The sequence below is a fragment of the Saccharopolyspora karakumensis genome, assembly GCF_004349225.1.
GTDB lineage: Bacteria > Actinomycetota > Actinomycetes > Mycobacteriales > Pseudonocardiaceae > Saccharopolyspora > Saccharopolyspora endophytica.
Window position 1 is genome coordinate 41,400 of sequence record NZ_SMLA01000039.1, and the last position, 16,624, is coordinate 58,023.

The following is a 16,624-nucleotide window of genomic DNA, read 5'->3' on the forward strand; positions in this document are numbered from 1 at the left end:
TTGAAGGACAACCCCAACGCACGAGATCACGAGCAGCGCGGTCCGCGCTTCGCCGTGATCTTGCAGTCGGACGCGCTCCTGACCTCGACCGTGATCGCCGCGCCGACGTCAACCAGCGCACGTCCTGCCGCACACCGCCCCGAGATTCGCATCGGAGATCAACGAACACGTGTCCTGGTGGAACAGGTCCAGGCCGTCGACCCCCTGCAGCGGTTCGAGCAACAAGCAGGCACTTTGACGAGAGACGAGGCCGACGAGGTCGACGAGGCTTTGCGGCGCGTACTGGGGCTTTTCGCTCCTTGGTGAGAACGCGCCGCTCAGCGTGGGAGCCCGGTGCGCAAGGGTTGAGATCACTCGGTCTTCCTGTTGACTGGGGGTGGGGCGGTTCGTAGCGTCTGTGAGCGGTACAACCGAATACCGCGCCGATGACGTCTCGCGGGAGAGACCTCGTCCTCGTCGGACGAGGCGCCGAAGGAGCAATACTCCCCAGTAAACTCTCAGGCACCGTTACCGCAGGACACCAGGCGAATCACGGAGAAAAGCAGGAGCATCGCGCTTCTCGCCCACGGTGCAAACCACCCTGCCGGGTGGTGAAACTCTCAGGCCAATGACTCCGGGGAGACCCCGCCCGACCAGCGCAGACCGCGCCGGTCGGGGGTCGAGGCGCCCCGGATAAGGTTGGGCGCGTGAGCTGACCGGCCCTCGACTGCCGACCGGCACGCCCACCCAGGAGGAGTTTCACCATGTCGTCGCCCCGACAGACACCGCTGCACGCGGTGCACGAATCCCTCGGCGCCACCTTCACCGAGTTCGCCGGCTGGCAGATGCCGGTTCGCTACAGCAGCGACACCGCCGAGCACAACGCGGTCCGCACGGGCGCCGGGCTGTTCGACCTCACGCACATGGGCGAGATCCTGATCAGCGGCCCGCAGGCCGCCGAGGCGCTGGACTACGCGCTGGTCGCCAACACCTCGGCCATCACCCCCGGTCGCGCCCGCTACACCATGATCTGCAACGACGCCGGGGGCGTGCTCGACGACCTGATCGTCTACCGGCTCGCCGAGCAGGAGTTCCTGGTCGTGGCCAACGCCGCGAACGCCGCCGTGGTCTCCGCCGAGCTGGCCGAGCGGGTCTCCGGTTTCGACGCGACGCACACCGACGCCTCCGACGACTACGCGCTGATCGCGGTGCAGGGCCCGAACGCGGTGGCGATCCTGGCGCCGCTGACCGATACCGACCTGAGCACCGTCAAGTACTTCGCGGGTTACCGCGCCACGGTCGCGGGCTCCGACGTGCTGCTGGCGCGCACCGGCTACACCGGCGAGGACGGCTTCGAGCTGTTCACCGCCCCCGGCGACGCCGAGGCCGTGTGGCAGGCGCTGACCTCCTCCGGTGCCGAGCACGGCCTGCAGCCGGCCGGGCTGTCCTGCCGCGACACGCTGCGCCTGGAAGCGGGCATGCCGCTGTACGGCAACGAGCTGTCGGCGGAGCTGACGCCCTTCCACGCGAACCTCGGCCGAGTGGTCAAGCTGGACAAGGACTCCGACTTCGTCGGCAAGTCCGCGCTGGCCGCGGTTGCCGAGAAGCCCACCGAGCGCACCCTGGTGGGGCTGACCACCGAACAACGACGGGCGCCCCGCCACGGTTACCGCGTCCTCGACGCCGACGGCGCCGAGATCGGCGAGGTCACCAGCGGCGCACCGTCCCCGACCCTCGGTCATCCGATCGGGATGGCCTACGTCGACCGGGAGCACAGCGAGCCCGGCACGGCACTGCAGGTCGACCTCCGAGGCCGCAACGTCGCGGTGCAGGTCGTCGAGCTGCCGTTCTACCGCCGCAACGCCTGACTGAAGGAAAGAAACAGGAGGCACACACTGATGTCGAACCCGGATCTGTTCAACGATGCCCTGGCAGCGGTTGACCCGGAGGTGGCAGCGGCGGTCGGCGCCGAGCTGGGTCGCCAGCAGAACACCCTCGAGATGATCGCCTCGGAGAACTTCGCACCGCAGGCCGTGCTGCAGGCGCAGGGCTCGGTGCTGACCAACAAGTACGCCGAGGGCTACCCGGGCAAGCGCTACTACGGCGGCTGCGAGCACGTCGACGTCGTCGAGCAGCTGGCCATCGACCGCATCAAGGACCTCTTCGGCGCCACCTACGCCAACGTGCAGCCGCACTCGGGCGCGCAGGCCAACGCGGCGGCGATGTTCGCGCTGCTCAAGCCGGGCGACACCATCATGGGCCTGGACCTGGCCCACGGCGGTCACCTCACCCACGGCATGCGGATCAACTTCTCCGGCAAGCTCTACAACGTCGTGCCGTACCACGTCTCCGAGTCCGACCACCGGGTCGACATGGACGAGGTCGCGCGCCTGGCGCGGGAGAACAAGCCGCAGCTGATCGTCGCGGGCTGGTCGGCCTACCCGCGCCAGCTCGACTTCAAGCGGTTCCGGGAGATCGCCGACGAGGTCGGCGCTTACCTGATGGTCGACATGGCGCACTTCGCTGGTCTGGTGGCCGCGGGTCTGCACCCGTCGCCGGTGCCGCACGCGCACGTGGTCACCACGACCACGCACAAGACGCTGGGCGGCCCGCGCGGTGGTGTGATCCTGTCCAACGACGAGGAGTTCACCAAGAAGTTCAACTCCGCGGTGTTCCCCGGTCAGCAGGGCGGCCCGCTGGAGCACGTGATCGCGGGCAAGGCGGTGGCCTTCAAGATCGCCGCCGGCGAGGAGTTCAAGGACCGCCAGCGCCGCACGGTCGAGGGCGCCCGGATCCTGGCCGAGCGCCTGCTGGCCTCCGACACCACCGAGGCCGGTGTCTCGCTGGTCTCCGGCGGCACCGACGTGCACCTGGTGCTGGTGGACCTGCGCAACTCCGAGCTCGACGGCAAGCAGGCCGAGGACCGGCTCCACGAGATCGGCATCACGGTCAACCGCAACGCCGTCCCGAACGACCCCCGCCCGCCGATGGTCACCTCGGGTCTGCGGATCGGCACCCCGGCGCTGGCCACCCGCGGCTTCGGCAAGGAGGAGTTCACCGAGGTCGCCGAGGTGATCGCGCAGGCCCTCAAGCCGAACTTCGACGAGTCGATCAGCGCCGAGCTGCGCACCCGCGTGGAGGCCCTGGCCGCCAAGCACCCGCTCTACCCGAACCTCTGATCGTCTGAGAGAACGCCGCATTCCGGGATTTTCGTCCGGAATGCGGCGTTTTTTCGTCGCGCTCCGATGTGGACCGAACGCGAATGGTGAAGCGGTTCTTTCGGAATCATTCACCCTCTTGCCGCAGCTCGGTCACGGGTGGATCATCTCCGCGACACCACCGCCGAACTCGCCTAGGAAAGCGGCCTTCGTCCACAGAGGAGCACGACGTCCATGAGCCAGCCAGTGGCCGAGTACAAGAGAGATCTCAGTACCCGGCACATCAACATGATCGCCATCGGTGGCGCGATCGGTGTCGGGTTGTTCCTCGGCTCCGGCAAAGCGCTCCACCAGGTGGGCCCTGGCCTGATCCTGATCTACGCGATCGCCGGCGTGATGATCTTCTTCGTGATGCGGGCGCTCGGCGAACTGCTGATGTACCGCCCGGTCAGCGGTTCGTTCGCGGAGTACGCGGGCGAGTTCGTGGGCCCGTGGGCGCGGTTCGCGACCGGCTGGGGCTACTGGCTGGTGTGGATCGTGACTGGGATGGCCGAGATCACCGCGGTCGGCGAGTACTTCCAGTTCTGGTTCCCCGAAGTGCCGCAGTGGATTCCCGCGCTGGGCGCGCTGATCGTGCTCAGCGGCGTCAACCTGATCGCGGTGAAGCTCTTCGGCGAGTTCGAGTTCTGGTTCGCGCTGATCAAGGTGCTGGCGATCGTCGGCCTGATCGTGCTGGCCGCGCTGATCCTGGTGTTCGGCTTCTCCAACGTCGGCGACACCGCCTCGCTGAGCAACATCTGGTCGCAGGGCGGGTGGTTCCCCAACGGCACCGCGTCCTCGCTGCTGGCCTTCCAGATCGTCATGTTCGCGTTCGTGGGCGTGGAGATGGTCGGCCAGACCGCCAGCGAGAGCGCCGACCCGCAGAAGGTGCTGCCGCGCGCGATCAACTCGGTGATGCTGCGGATCCTGATCTTCTACGTGGGCGCCCTGGTGGCGCTGACCGCGCTGGTGCCGTGGCACCAGTTCCCGGCCAGCGGCAGCCCGTTCGTGCACGCGTTCACGCTGATCGGCATCCCCGCCGCTGCCGGGGTCATCAACTTCGTGGTCACCACGGCGGCGCTGTCGTCGTGCAACAGCGGCATCTACTCCACCGGTCGCATGCTGCGCACGCTGTCCGAGGACGGGCAGGCGCCGCGCAGGTTCGGCCAGCTGTCCGGCCGGGCGGTTCCGGCGCGGGCGATCGGCGTGACGTTCTGCGCGATGCTGGTCGGCGTGGCGCTGAACTACCTGGCGCCGGAGGAGGCGTTCAGCTACATCACCAGCGCGAGCACGGCCGGGGCCATCTTCACCTGGGGGATGATCCTCATCGCGCACCTGGGCTACCGCCGCAAGGTCTCGCGGGGCGAGCTGCCCGAGGGCCGGTTCCGGATGCCGCTGGCGCCGTACTCGAACTACGTGGTGCTGGCGTTCCTGGCGTTCGTCGTGGTCCTGCTGGCCTTCGACGCCGAGACCCGCATCGCCCTCTACATCACGCCGGTGCTGGCGATCGCGATCGTCGTCGGCTACCTGGCGAGCCGCAAGAACGAGCCCGCCCGGGTCTGAACCAGCCCGAGCGCAGAACGGGCCCCGGTCCTCATCGGCCGGGGCCCGTTCTCATGCGCCTTCGGCGGTGTCGGCGAGGTCGTGGAGTGCCCGGACGAGCTGGCGGGCTTCGGAGCGGCTGAGCTCGCTGGGCTCGTAACCCGCCTCGCACGCGGTGCGCCCGAGCCAGGTGACCAGGTATTTCTCGGCGCCCTCGGCCTCGATCGCGAGGTTGAGCCGCTGACCGGTGCGCGCCATGTCGAAGGCGACCTGCCCGGCCTCGGCGTCGAGCAGGCCGAGCACCGCTCTGGCCAGTTGGCGGGCCTCGTCCGGGGACAGCTCGCAGGGCTCGCAGCCGCCGTCGCGAGCGCTGTCGACGAACGCGATCAGGTAGGTCTCCCCGACCGAGGTCTCGACAGCCACGTGCAGCCGCTCGCCCGTGCGAGGAGCCGGGATGGCGGCTGCTGCGGCCGGAGCGCTCATGGTGCCGGTGTGGCTCACGCTGTCACCTCTCATCCGTTCTCAGGCAGCAGTCCACTCCGCTTCCGACCGGTTGTCACCCCGTGAACGTTCGCGGAGGACCAACCGTTTCCGAATTTCAACAAGGCCCCTGCACCTACACGCCGGTTCCCGCGTGATCGGCGGTGGAGCGCTCCAGCTTCTCCACGCGCGCGCTGACCTCGCGCAGCAGGACCTGGGTGGGCACCGAGTCGAGCTCGGGAACGATGCGGACCTCGGCTCCGGCCTCGTCCGCGCTCAGCCGACCGGCCTTGACCAGCACTTCCAGCAGCGGGACGCCGAGAGCGCGGGCCATGATCCGCGCGTTGCCGATGTCGGGCCGGTAGCCCTTGCGCCAGCGGAAGACCACGCTCGGTCTCAGCCCGCTGTGCTCGCAGAAGTCGTGAACGGTCCATCCGCGTTCGGCCAGGTGCCGTTCGAGGTACTCGACGAAGTCGCTGTCCCCCGCAGTCGCGGTCACGTCGCTCGCGCCAGCGTGTGCCATGCGTTCGAGTCTAGTCCCACCCGTGCGACTCACCGCACTCCGCTCAACGGTGGATGCGCACGCCTGCCATCGGCCGCCAGCGCTTTCACCACTGGTTTCGCACTGAAGCATGCATTAGAGTCCAGACACATGAATGAGACTCACGTGTGCGTCAGGCCGTCGACCCCGGGCCGCGGAGTCCGCATCTCGTTGCACCACCCGGCTCACTAGGGGTGGTTGGTGTTCGGGTTCCGCCACCCGCACACGCCGAGCAAAGTGGTCCCCCAACAGTTCTCAGGCCGCGGTCTCGACGTCCTCGGCCTGCGTCTCGGTCACGACCTGCGCGCGCGGGCGGCGGCGCTTCCACGCCCAGACACCGACCCCGACCAGCACGACCGCGATCGCCAGCACCCAGCTCGCGCGGCCGAGCATCGACTCGACGTACTTCGCCGACGCTCCCGCCGCCCAGCCGATGCCGACGTGGGTGGCCGACCAGGCCACGGCGCCGATCACCGAGGAGATGAAGAACCGCGGGTAGGACATGCCGCTGGCACCCGCAGCGGCGGGCAGCAGCGTCCGCACCACCGGCAGGAACCTGCCCACCAGCACCGCTCCGATCCCCCAGCGCCGCAGCAGCGTGCCCGCGCGGTCCCAGTGGTGCTGGCCGAGCTTGCGCACCACCTTCGTCTCGCGCATCTTCAGCCGGTACCGGCGGCCGAGCCAGAACCCGATGTTGTCGCCGATCGCCGCGCACACCGCCACGGTTCCGGCCAGCGTCAGGAAGAACCCGAGGTCGTTGACGGCGGCCGAGGCCACCAGCAGGCCCGCCTCGCCGGGGACCAGGAACCCCAGGCCGATGGTGCACTCGCCGAGCACCAGAGCTCCGGTGGCCAGCACGAGCAGCGGTCGAGGCAGACCGGCGATCATGGCCAGGGCGTCGCTGATGAACGTCACGGGTACGGGCTCCTCGGCTGCGGCAGCTCTGACGGCGGTCACGCTACCGGGGAGGAGATGAGCTGTTCTCAGGTATGGCACCGATACGCCAACCGAACCCGAAACCGTTGCCCCTAGGGGGATCCGAATCAGCAGGACTTGGTCCAGGCGCACTCCAGTGCGCTTTCATCGCGCGGGGTGCGCGGGTCGTCGGGCGCCGTGCGCGGCTGCGGCACCCGCGGGCGCCCGCGCGGCTGATCGGCGGCGCCGTTGTGCTCGGCGAGCCGGACCGCGATCGCGTCCTCCAGGTCCTGCGGGGTGTCGGAGAGGAAGTCGTTGAACACCACCGAGAACACCAGCCTGCGGCCGTCAGCAGCGGTGACGTAGCCCGACAGCGAGGTGACACCGGTCAGCGAACCGGTTTTGGCGTGCACGTTGTCGGCCGCTGCGGTGCCGGCCATCCGGCTGCGCAGGGTGCCGCCGACCACCCTGTCCGGTGCCCCGGCGACCGGGAGGGCGTCGTAGAAGGTCTGTGCCCAGGGGCGTTGCGAGGCGTTGTCCAGCAGCAGGGCGAGCTGGTCCGGGGTGACTCCGTCCATCCGGGACAGCCCTGATCCGTCCACCAGGCGCAGCGCGTCGGCGTCCACGCCGAGCCCGCGCAGCTCCTCGGCGAGCACGCCCGTCCCGGCCGCCCAGCTGCCTTCACCGGTCCGCTCGCGGCCCATGGCCTTGACCAGGACCTCGGCGTGGCCGTTGTTGCTGAGCTTGAGGAACGGCACGAGCAGCTCGCGCAGCGGCATCGACTCGCGCGCCGCCAGCTCGCGGGCGTCCTGCGGAGCGGCGGCTTCCCCGGTCCCGGTGACGGTGATGCCGTGCGCGGCCAGGGCGCGGGCGAAGACGTCGGTGGCGTAGGCGGTCGCGTCGGGCACGGCCACCCACTCCGCGACCGGCTCGGCACCGGCCAGGACGGTCCCGGTCACCACGACCCGGCCGCTGTGGTGATCGCGGGTGATGGCCAGGTCCGGTTCGCCCTCGGTCGTGGTGGTGGCGCGGTTGTCGATGCTCAGCGCCTCGGTTCCCGGGTCGAGCGCGACCTCCGGCGCCTGGCCGGGCGCGGTGGGCGTGACCCGCACGATCGCGCTGCCGGCGTCGAAGTCGGTGTCCGGCGCGGCGCTCAGCGCCGAGACCGGCGCGGAGTAGTAGTAGGGCTCGTCGTCCCAGGCCCAGCCGGTGCCCAGCGGGACGTCGTCGAACCAGGTGTCGTCGGCCAGCAGCCGGCCGCGCACCTCGCGAACGCCCTGCTCGGCGATCCGGGCGGCGAGCCGGTCGTAGTCGGCGGCCAGCATCGTCGGGTCACCCGTTCCGCGCAGGTGGAGATCGCCCAGCAGCGTCGGTCCCTGCTGCGCGGCGTTGCTGAGGACCTGCGTGCGGAACCGGTAGTCCGGCCCGAGGGCTTCCAGCGCCGCCGCCGCGGTGAACAGCTTCGCGTTGGAGGCGGGCGTGGCGCGATCGGTGGCCTGCCTGCTGTAGAGGACCTCGTCGGTGGCCGGATCGCGCACGACGACCCCGGCCTGCGCACCGCCGAGCCTGGGGTCGGCCAGGACGTCGTCGAGGTCGACCTTCAGCGCGTCCACCCCGGTCGGCGCCGCACCCGTCGAGGGCACCGCCACCAGCGGGAACGCCACCGCCAAACCGACCACGAACGCCCACCGTCTGCGCATGCCCGCTCCTCTCCGAGATCACGGAGACTAGGCACCCCCGCTGTGAAAGGTCAACGAACCCAACCCAAAAGCCGCAAACGAGGAACCACCCAGCCCGCAACACCCCACCTCCGCTTACCGCAGCGACCACGACCCGGAATACGGCGGTAATCCGGGTAGGTGCGGGGTCAGCCCACCGCGACCGAAGTGGCCATGGCCAGAAGGACGCGGCTGCCGCAGGACGGAACACCGCAGTAATCCGGGACCTGAAAACGGCGGTAATCCGGGTAGGTGCGGGGTCAGCCCACCGCGATCGAGGTGGCCATGGCCAGGAGGGCGCCGCCGCAGCAGCGTTCGAAGACCGCGCGGCGCTTGGGGCTCGCCAGGAACGCGGCCAGCCGTCCCACGGACGGGACCACGACCAGCCACCACGCGGCGAAGGCCATCACCGCGACACCGCTGAGCAGCGCGGCCTGCGGCATCGGCGCCGCGCTCGGGTCCATCGCCTGCGGCAGCAGGGTCAGGAACGTCAGCATCACCTTCGGGTTGAGCACGTCGGTGAGCAGTCCCCGCAGGAACACCGAGCGGCCGGAAGGCGGCTGCTCGACGACGGTCTCGGCCGGGCTGGAACCGGCGTGGCGCAGCATCTGCAGCGCCATCCACGCCAGGTAGGCCACGCCCAGCCCCTTGACCACGAACAGCGCCGCCGGCACGGCCGCGACCAGCGCAGACAGCCCGAGGGTGGCGGCGGTGGCGTGCATCAGCAGCCCGCAGTTCACGCCCGCCGCGGCCAGCCATCCGTACCTGCGACCGCTGGCCGCGTTGCGGGTCACCAGCACGAAGTCGGGACCGGGGACCAGCACGATGACCAGCAGCGCCAGCAGGAACGACCCCCAGGCGATGTGCACGACGAACTCCTTCGAAATTTCGGGGAAGCAGATGCGAAGATTCTCCGTCGATGGTTCGTCTTGGTTCGAGCTCCCGCGTAGGATGTTCGGTTATGAGCGAATCCGTAGAACTGGATTCGGTTGACTGGTGGATTCTGGAGGAGTTGCAGAACGACGCGACCCTGCCGAACCGCACCCTCGCCGAACGGATCGGACTGGCACCGTCGAGCTGCCTGCAACGCGTCCGCAGGCTGCGAGAACAGGGAGTGATCACCGGGTCGCACATCGACGTCGACCCGGCCGCGACGGGACTGGCGCTGGAGGCGGTGGTGGCGGTCAACGTCCGCCCGCACACCCGCCAGATCGTGGATCAGTTCCGCGAGTTCGTCATGGCCCAGCCGGAGACCCGCTCGCTCCTGCACGTGAGCGGCCAAGCCGACTTCCTGCTGCACGTCGCGGTGGCCGACACCAAGCACCTGCAGGAGTTCCTCGTCGACAAGCTCGCGTCACGGACCGAGGTCCGGAACTTCACCAGCTCGATCGTCCTGGAGCAGCTCCGCACGAGAGCCCTCACAGCCCCCAAGCACCTGCGCCCCAAACGCCGCAGACGAAACTGAACCCAGCAACGCCACCCCAGAAGTCGAACTCACCGACACCACCACGACGCGGCACCCCACCGGTGATCCCCGGGCTTCAGCGGACCTCGAAGACCCGATCTCAGTGGAAGTCCGGGACCTGATTTCCACTGAGATCGGGGTTCTGGACAGGAGTGGGCACGCGGCGGAGCCGGGACGACGGCAGGTCAGTCGTTGACGCGGAGCAGGCCTTCTTGGACGACCGTGGCGACCAGCTGGCCGTCCTGGGAGAAGAAGCGGCCGGTGGCCAGGCCGCGACCGCCGGAGGCGCTCGGCGAGGCGCAGTCGTAGAGGAACCACTCGTCAGCGCGGAAGCGGCGGTGGAACCACATCGCGTGGTCCAGGCTCGCGCCGACCACGTTGTCCAGGCCCCAGTAGACGCCGTGCCGCGCGAGGGGCGCGTCAAGCAGCGTCATGTCGGAGGCGAAGGCGGCGATGCAGACGTGCAGCAGATCGTCGTCCGGGACGGCGAGCGCGCCGTCGGCGCGCATCCACACCTGGTTGCGGGCCTCGCGCGGCCCGTTCTCGCGGCTCACCCACGGCGGCTCGGTGACGTAGCGGACGTCGATCGGGCGGGGCTGCGGCGGGCCGAGCTTCGACAGCGACTCCCCGAGCCGCTCGCCGAACGTCGGCAGCGATTCGGGGTCGGGAACCTCGGGCATCGGCTCGGCGTGGTCGATGCCGTCCTCGTCGAGCTGGAACGACGCCGACAGGGAGAAGATCGTCTTGCCGCGCTGCAGCGCGACCACGCGGCGCGTGGTGAACGAACGACCGTCACGGGTGCGGTCGACCTCGTAGACGATCGGGATGCTCGGGTCGCCGGGCCGGATGAAGTACGCGTGCAGCGAGTGCACCCGTCGCTCCTCCGGCACCGTGCGACCGGCGGCGACCAGCGCCTGTCCGGCGACCTGGCCGCCGAAGACGCGAATGGTCGAGGAAGCGGGGCTCACACCGCGGAAGATGTTCTCCTCGATGCGCTCCAGGTCCAGCAGCGCGACCAGGCTGTCCAGCACGGGTTGGCCGTGCGGCACGCCGTTGACGTCCACCGGAACCTCGCCCTGCAGGTGGGTCCCGGTCGGGTCGGCTGCTGCGGCCCTGGCCGCTTCGGTCACTGCGTGCTCCTCGGGTAGTGCGCCCGACCGGCCGGACGGGAGCCGGTGCTCCCGTCCGAAGGCCGATCAGACGTGGTCTTCTTCGCCCAGCCGGTGCACGCGGATGAGGTTGGTCGAACCGACCGTGCCCGGCGGCGAACCGGCGACGACCACGACCATGTCGCCGCGCTGCGACCGGCCCAGCGACAACATCGCCTGGTCGACCTGCCGCACCATCTGGTCCGTTGTGTCCACCTTAGGCACCAAGAACGTTTCCGTCCCCCAAGTGAGAGCGAGCTGACTCCGCACGGACTCCTCGGGGGTGAACGCCAGCAGCGGCAGGCGGGTGTGCAGTCGCGCGAGCCGGCGCACGGTGTCGCCGGACTGCGTGAAGGCCACCAGAGCCTTGGCGTTGAGGCGCTCGCCGATGTCGCGCGCCGCGTAGGAGATCACGCCGCGCTTGGTGCGCGGGACGTGGCTCAGCGGCGGCGGCGTGGGCGAACCGGATTCCACGGCCTCGACGATGCGGGCCATGGTCTGCACGGTCTCGATCGGGTAGCGGCCGACACTGGTCTCGCCGGACAGCATCACCGCGTCGGCTCCGTCGAGGACCGCGTTGGCGACGTCGGAGGTCTCGGCCCGGGTCGGGCGCGAGTTCTGGATCATCGAGTCCAGCATCTGGGTGGCCACGATGACCGGCTTGGCGTTCTCCCGCGCGATGCGGATCGCCTTCTTCTGGACCAGCGGGACGTGTTCGAGCGGGAGCTCCACGCCGAGGTCACCGCGGGCGACCATGACACCGTCGAAGGCCAGCACGATGGCTTCGAGGTTGTCCACCGCCTCCGGCTTCTCCAGCTTCGCGATGACCGGTGCGCGGCGGCCGACGCGGTCCATGACCTGGTGGACCAGGTCGATGTCAGCGGGGCTGCGCACGAACGACAGCGCGATGAAGTCCACGCCCAGCTCGAGCGCGAACTCCAGGTCCTCGATGTCCTTCTCGGACAGGGCCGGCACGGAGACGTCCATGCCCGGCAGGGAGATTCCCTTGTTGTCGGAGACGGGACCGCCCTCGGTCACCTCGCACACGACATCGTTGTCCTCGACGGAGGTCACGACCATCGCGACCTTGCCGTCGTCGACCAGGAGCCGGTCGCCCTTCTTGGCGTCCTCGGCCAGGCCCTTGTAGGTGGTGGACACCCGGTCATGCGTGCCCTGCACGTCATCGACCGTGATGCGCACGACGTCGCCGGTTCGCCACTCGACCGGTCCGGCTGCGAACTTCCCGAGCCGGATCTTCGGTCCCTGCAGGTCTCCTAGGATGCCCACGGCGCGGCCGGATTCCTTCGCCGCGGCCCGGACCATGTCGTAGACCTGCTGGTGGTCGGCGTGGCTGCCGTGGCTGAAGTTCAGCCGGGCGACGTCCATTCCGCTGCTGACGAGCTCGGCCACCTTCTCCGGATTGGCGGTGGCGGGGCCCATGGTACAAACGATCTTGGCTCGTCGACTCACATCACGTCAGCGTAGTCTCTCGCCGCCCGGGTGCAGCACTCAGCCACGCCCCAAGAAGCTGATCGGTGATTTCGTTGCTGGATCATTACAGAAACCAGCTGAAGCGGCTTCCGCTCCTGATCGCGCTCCTGGTCAGCGTGATCGTGCTGTTCACACCGGAATCGGGCGTGCCCACGGCCCCGCCGGGGACCGACAAGGTGGTGCATTTCACCCTTTTCGCAGCGCTGGCGATCACGGGTCGCCTCGCCGGGTGGCGCACCTCGTCGCTGCTGCCCGCGCTCGTCGCCTACGCCGCTGCCTCGGAGGTGTTGCAGGGCCTGCTGCCGCTGGGGCGCAGCTGCGACGTCCTCGACGGCGTCGTGGACGTCGCGGGCGCGCTGCTCGGCTGGGCGGCGTTCGCCCTGCGGCCCGAGGCCCGTTGAAGCGTGCGGCGGCGCCGTCGCCGGAAAGCGCCGCAGCGGCCACCCACGATCTCCTAGCGCCGCTTCTTCTCGGTGATGCCGATGTGGTCGGCGCACCACTGGTTGAGCTCGCGGACGGCCTCCCACGACTCGCGGACTCGCTGCAGGCAGTCGCGCTCGTGGAGCACGTCGTCGGGCTCCCAGGCGCGGGCCGCGTAGAGCGTCTTGTGCCGCAGCAGGTCCAGCCTCGGGTGATCGGGGGCGAAGCCGCGCGGGCGCGTCTGCAGCGTGGTCCCGGCGATCTCCCAGCCGCGCTCGGCGAGCGCGGCGAGCAGCCTTCGAAGCTCCTCGCCGTGGATCTCGGTGTCCACTGCCGCCCGGAACCGGGCCAGCTGGTCGGATTCGGTGTGGTAGCAGCCGCCCGCCACCATCATCCCCTCCGGGCCGACCTCGACGTAGTAGGCGCCGCCACCGCGCCCCTGCTCGATGACGGCTCCGCAGTGGGTCTTGTACGGCGACTTGTCGCGGCTGAACCGCACGTCGCGGAAGGGCCGGAACACCTTGCCCTTGCCGAACCCGGGCGCGAACTCGGGTTCCAGCTCGGCCAGCAGCGCCTCCATCGGCGCCCGCACGTGCTCGGAGTAGAGCCGCTGGTTGTCCGCCCAGTAGGCCTTCGAGTTGTCCGCCAGGAGCCCTTCGTAGAACTCCACAACCCCGTCACCGAAACCCTCGAACCTCACGCCTCGACCTTAGAGCTCGTTCCCGGGCTCGTTCTGAGTGGCCGACGTCGTCGTGGAAGGAGTCGCGAAACGCCCGGCCGGGTGGATTCCCCGACTACTGCGGGTCGGCTGATCTCCGAAGTCCCCTCGAAGGGATTACAGCGGCCGGGCGGATCAAGATCCCAGGTCAGCGGCCGATTCGCGAGCTAAGCTCGAATGGTGGTCTCCACTGCCAACGCCCGCATGCGCGAATCAGCGGGCAACCTCCCGGCCGACGTGACGAGCTTCGTCGGCCGTCGTCGTGAGATCACCCTGACCAAACGCCTCTTCTCCGAGGCTCGCGTGGTCACCCTCACAGGACCGGGCGGCGTCGGCAAGACGCGGCTGGCCGTGCGCGTGGCCTCGAACATGCGCCGCTCCTTCCGCGACAAGGCGTGGTTCGTCGAGCTGGAGAACCTCGACGACGGTGCGCTGGTGCTCGACGCCGTCATCGAGCAGCTCGGCCTCGGCGGGCCGTCCTCGGCCGCGGGCCTGGAGACGATCGTCGACCAGCTCAAGAACCGCGAGATGCTGCTGGTCCTGGACAACTGCGAGCACGTGATCGAAGACGTCGCCATGCTCGTCGACGCGATCATGCGCTGGTGCCCGGGCGTGCGCGTGCTGGCCACCAGCAGGCAGTCGCTCGGCGTGGCCGGCGAGTCCACCGTCGTCGTGCCGCCGATGCAGGTGCCCGACCCCGGACACCTGCCGCCCGCCGAGGCCTACGAGCAGTTCGCCTCGGTCCGGCTGTTCGTCGACCGCGCCAAGGCCGCGGTCCCGGAGTTCGAGGTCACCGCCGACAACGCCGACGCGCTGATGCGGCTGTGCCACCACCTCGACGGGAACCCGCTGGCCATAGAGCTGGCCGCGGTCCGGCTCCGGTCGCTGTCGCTGCAGCAGCTCGAAGAACGCCTCGCCGATCGCTACGACCTGCTCACCGAGGGCCGCCGCGGAGCGCCTCCCCGCCAGCAGACGCTGCGCGCGCTGATCGACTGGAGCTACGAGCTCCTCGACGAGCGCGACCGGCGGGCGTGGGCGCGGATGTCGGCGTTCTCCGGCAGCTTCGACCTCTCCGCCGCCGAGCACGTGGCCGGCGACGGCAAGGGCGTCGACATCCTCACAGCGGTGCACTCGCTGGTCGACAAGTCCGTGCTGATGCGCGAGGAGGACGGCGGCGAGGTCCGCTACCGGCTGCCGCACACGCTGCGCGAGTACGGCCTGGACAAGCTGGCCGAGCACGGCGAGACGAACCTCGTGCGCGACCGGCACTGCACCTTCTTCGCCGAGCTCAGCGCGCGGTTCGCCGCCGAGTGGATCGGTCCCGACCAGGCCGCGTGGGTGCAGCGCCTGCGCAACGAGCAGGACAACCTGCGCATGGCGCTGCGGCACGCCGCCGAGGGCTCCGAGACCGGCGGGACCGCGCTGCGGCTGGTCACCGACCTGTGGCCGTACTGGGGAATCCGCGGCCTGAACACCGAAGCGCGCCACTGGCTGGACGAGGTCCTCGACAACACCCCGCGCGACCTGCCCGAACGCGCCAAGGCGCTGCGGGTCAGCGCCTGGTTCGCGCTGCTGCAGGGCGACCTCGAGCGGGTGCAGCCGATCCTCGAACGGGCCACCGCCCTGACCACCCAGCGCGGTGACGAGATCGAGCGCGCCTACCTGGCGCTGCTGCACGGGCTGATCGCGTTCTTCTCCAACGACCAGCAGCGCGGCACCGAACTGGCCGAGGAGGCGCTGGAGCAGTTCCGCAAGCACCGGGAGCTGGCCGGTGAGCTGTGGTCGCTGCACGCGCTGGGCCTGATCAAGGGCATGGGCGACGACCCCGACGCCGGGCTGCGGATGCTCGCCGAGTGCATCCAGCTGTCGACCGAGCGCAGCGAGCTGTACTGGCGCTCCTACGCGCAGTGGGCGACCGCGCAGGTGCAGATGCGCCGGGACCGCGCCGACCGTGCGGAGAACTCGGTGAAGGAGGCGCTGCGGTTGCAGCGCAAGCTCGACAACCGGCTGGGCATCGCCTTCAGCATGGACACGCTCGCCTGGATCGCGCACCGCCAGCAGCGCTTCGAGCGCGCGGCCCGGCTGCTGGGCACCTCCTCGGCGCTGTGGGACGCGGTGCGCTCGGCGCCGGGGTTCTGGGCGCGCTTCGCCGGCGACCACGACCAGCACCTGATGCAGATCCGGACGGCGCTGGGGCCGGAGGCGTTCGACGAGCAGTACGAGCGCGGGCGGGAGATGTCGTTGACGCACGCCGCGGACTACGCGCTGGAGCTCAAGCGCACCAGGCGGTCGTCGTCGGGCTCGGAGTCCGAGGACAACGTGCACCCGATGCCGTTGACCCGCCGCGAGCGGCAGATCGCCGATCTGGTCGCGCAGGGGCGCACCAACAAGGACATCGCGGAGAACCTGGTGATCGCCCAGCGCACGGTCGAGGGGCACGTGCAGAACATCCTGACCAAGCTCGACTTCACCTCCCGCGCGCAGATCGCGGGATGGGTCGCGGGCCAGCGAACGGGTGACGCAGCCGACACCGAAGCCCGGTAACGTTCTGGCCCACTATCACAACGGGTAGTCAAAAACGTTCATCGATTGCCCCGAATGGCTCAATCTAGGTAGTCGACCCCGTAGAAACCACCATGCAGGGTGACTCTCCGTTCCGGAGTCTGGTTCCTCGTGACCCCCGACGAGACGAACACCCCCGACCAGATCACCCGCGACACCCCGCAGGATCGCACGACCGGCCGGCGCCGTTGGGAGAGGACGGCGCCCTTCGGCGGCCGACTGCGCGCGAGTTTCCTCGGTGAACCCGCCGACCGCGCTCACCGCGTCGCCCCCAAGGTGCGGTCGCTGCAGGTCGGCGCCGCAGTCGCGGCGTTCGGCGTGCTCGGCGTGTTCACCGCCGCCGCGGGCGGCGACAACGCCGAGACCCGCACCGAGTCCGCTCCGGTGCACCAGGCCGCCGAGGTCGCCCCGCTGGCCGCCCCCGCCCCGCAGCTGCCCGCGCCCGTTC

15 protein-coding genes, 1 pseudogene and 2 riboswitches are annotated in these 16,624 nt (G+C 69.8%); of the genes and pseudogenes, 8 read left to right on the forward strand and 8 right to left on the reverse strand.

Translation table 11 applies throughout. The features are described 5' to 3' along the window. From E1202_RS22030 to E1202_RS22045, 4 genes are all read left to right on the forward strand, one after another. On the forward strand, positions 1-306 hold the full coding sequence (locus E1202_RS22030) for a type II toxin-antitoxin system PemK/MazF family toxin (RefSeq protein ID WP_235878843.1): 306 nt from the start codon (positions 1-3) through the stop codon (positions 304-306). A 120-nt stretch (positions 307-426) separates the two neighbouring features. Beyond that, positions 427-523: riboswitch (glycine riboswitch) on the forward strand. Between the two features lies 1 nt (position 524). Continuing rightward, positions 525-624: riboswitch (glycine riboswitch) on the forward strand. Between the two features lie 119 nt (positions 625-743). Continuing rightward, a complete protein-coding gene (gene gcvT / locus E1202_RS22035) occupies positions 744-1,847 on the forward strand; it encodes a glycine cleavage system aminomethyltransferase GcvT (RefSeq protein WP_132685044.1) in 1,104 nt (367 codons plus the stop codon). A 30-nt stretch (positions 1,848-1,877) separates the two neighbouring features. Continuing rightward, positions 1,878-3,158, forward strand: coding sequence for a serine hydroxymethyltransferase (gene glyA / locus E1202_RS22040; protein ID WP_132685045.1), 1,281 nt, complete (start codon positions 1,878-1,880; stop codon positions 3,156-3,158). 213 nt (positions 3,159-3,371) lie between these two features. Further along, a complete protein-coding gene (locus E1202_RS22045) occupies positions 3,372-4,739 on the forward strand; it encodes an amino acid permease (protein ID WP_132685046.1) in 1,368 nt (455 codons plus the stop codon). 51 nt (positions 4,740-4,790) lie between these two features. Here E1202_RS22045 and E1202_RS22050 read toward each other — a convergent pair whose 3' ends face one another. The 5 genes from E1202_RS22050 to E1202_RS22070 all read right to left on the reverse strand — a co-directional run bounded on the left by E1202_RS22050 (position 4,791) and on the right by E1202_RS22070 (position 9,241). Then, entirely contained in the window at positions 4,791-5,219 is a 429-nt protein-coding gene (locus E1202_RS22050) for a hypothetical protein (protein WP_132685047.1), read from the reverse strand. Positions 5,220-5,334: 115 nt separating this feature from the next. Then, positions 5,335-5,721 (reverse strand): helix-turn-helix domain-containing protein, encoded by a 387-nt coding sequence (locus E1202_RS22055; protein ID WP_165943941.1) that lies wholly within the window; start codon positions 5,719-5,721, stop codon positions 5,335-5,337. 273 nt (positions 5,722-5,994) lie between these two features. Continuing rightward, a complete protein-coding gene (locus E1202_RS22060; RefSeq protein WP_132685049.1) occupies positions 5,995-6,654 on the reverse strand; it encodes a DedA family protein in 660 nt (219 codons plus the stop codon). Between the two features lie 128 nt (positions 6,655-6,782). Further along, complete coding sequence (dacB, locus tag E1202_RS22065) at positions 6,783-8,354, reverse strand: D-alanyl-D-alanine carboxypeptidase/D-alanyl-D-alanine endopeptidase (RefSeq protein ID WP_132685050.1); 1,572 nt, start codon at positions 8,352-8,354, stop codon at positions 6,783-6,785. A gap of 278 nt (positions 8,355-8,632) precedes the next feature. Continuing rightward, a complete protein-coding gene (locus E1202_RS22070) occupies positions 8,633-9,241 on the reverse strand; it encodes a LysE family translocator (RefSeq protein ID WP_132685051.1) in 609 nt (202 codons plus the stop codon). Positions 9,242-9,333: 92 nt separating this feature from the next. On the opposite strand from E1202_RS22070, the gene E1202_RS22075 reads away from it, so the two are divergent. Continuing rightward, the gene (locus tag E1202_RS22075; protein WP_132685052.1) at positions 9,334-9,837 is read left to right on the forward strand and encodes an Lrp/AsnC family transcriptional regulator; all 504 of its coding nucleotides are present in this window, start codon (positions 9,334-9,336) and stop codon (positions 9,835-9,837) included. A 185-nt stretch (positions 9,838-10,022) separates the two neighbouring features. Here E1202_RS22075 and E1202_RS22080 read toward each other — a convergent pair whose 3' ends face one another. Both E1202_RS22080 and pyk read right to left on the reverse strand, forming a co-directional pair. Then, on the reverse strand, positions 10,023-10,967 hold the full coding sequence (locus tag E1202_RS22080) for an acyl-CoA thioesterase (protein WP_132685053.1): 945 nt from the start codon (positions 10,965-10,967) through the stop codon (positions 10,023-10,025). Positions 10,968-11,033: 66 nt separating this feature from the next. Continuing rightward, positions 11,034-12,455 carry a pyruvate kinase gene (gene pyk, locus E1202_RS22085; protein ID WP_132677376.1) on the reverse strand — a complete coding sequence of 474 codons (1,422 nt, stop codon included), beginning with the start codon at positions 12,453-12,455 and terminating at the stop codon, positions 11,034-11,036. A 65-nt stretch (positions 12,456-12,520) separates the two neighbouring features. Between pyk and E1202_RS22090 the strand changes: the two genes are divergently transcribed. Further along, complete coding sequence (locus E1202_RS22090; protein ID WP_235878845.1) at positions 12,521-12,877, forward strand: VanZ family protein; 357 nt, start codon at positions 12,521-12,523, stop codon at positions 12,875-12,877. A gap of 53 nt (positions 12,878-12,930) precedes the next feature. Here E1202_RS22090 and E1202_RS22095 read toward each other — a convergent pair whose 3' ends face one another. Beyond that, a complete protein-coding gene (locus E1202_RS22095) occupies positions 12,931-13,596 on the reverse strand; it encodes a DUF2461 domain-containing protein (protein WP_132685054.1) in 666 nt (221 codons plus the stop codon). A gap of 198 nt (positions 13,597-13,794) precedes the next feature. On the opposite strand from E1202_RS22095, the gene E1202_RS22100 reads away from it, so the two are divergent. Both E1202_RS22100 and E1202_RS22105 read left to right on the forward strand, forming a co-directional pair. Then, the gene (locus tag E1202_RS22100; RefSeq protein WP_132685055.1) at positions 13,795-16,158 is read left to right on the forward strand and encodes an ATP-binding protein; all 2,364 of its coding nucleotides are present in this window, start codon (positions 13,795-13,797) and stop codon (positions 16,156-16,158) included. 129 nt (positions 16,159-16,287) lie between these two features. Continuing rightward, positions 16,288-16,624 (forward strand): annotated as a pseudogene (locus E1202_RS22105) (hypothetical protein); the annotation flags it as partial.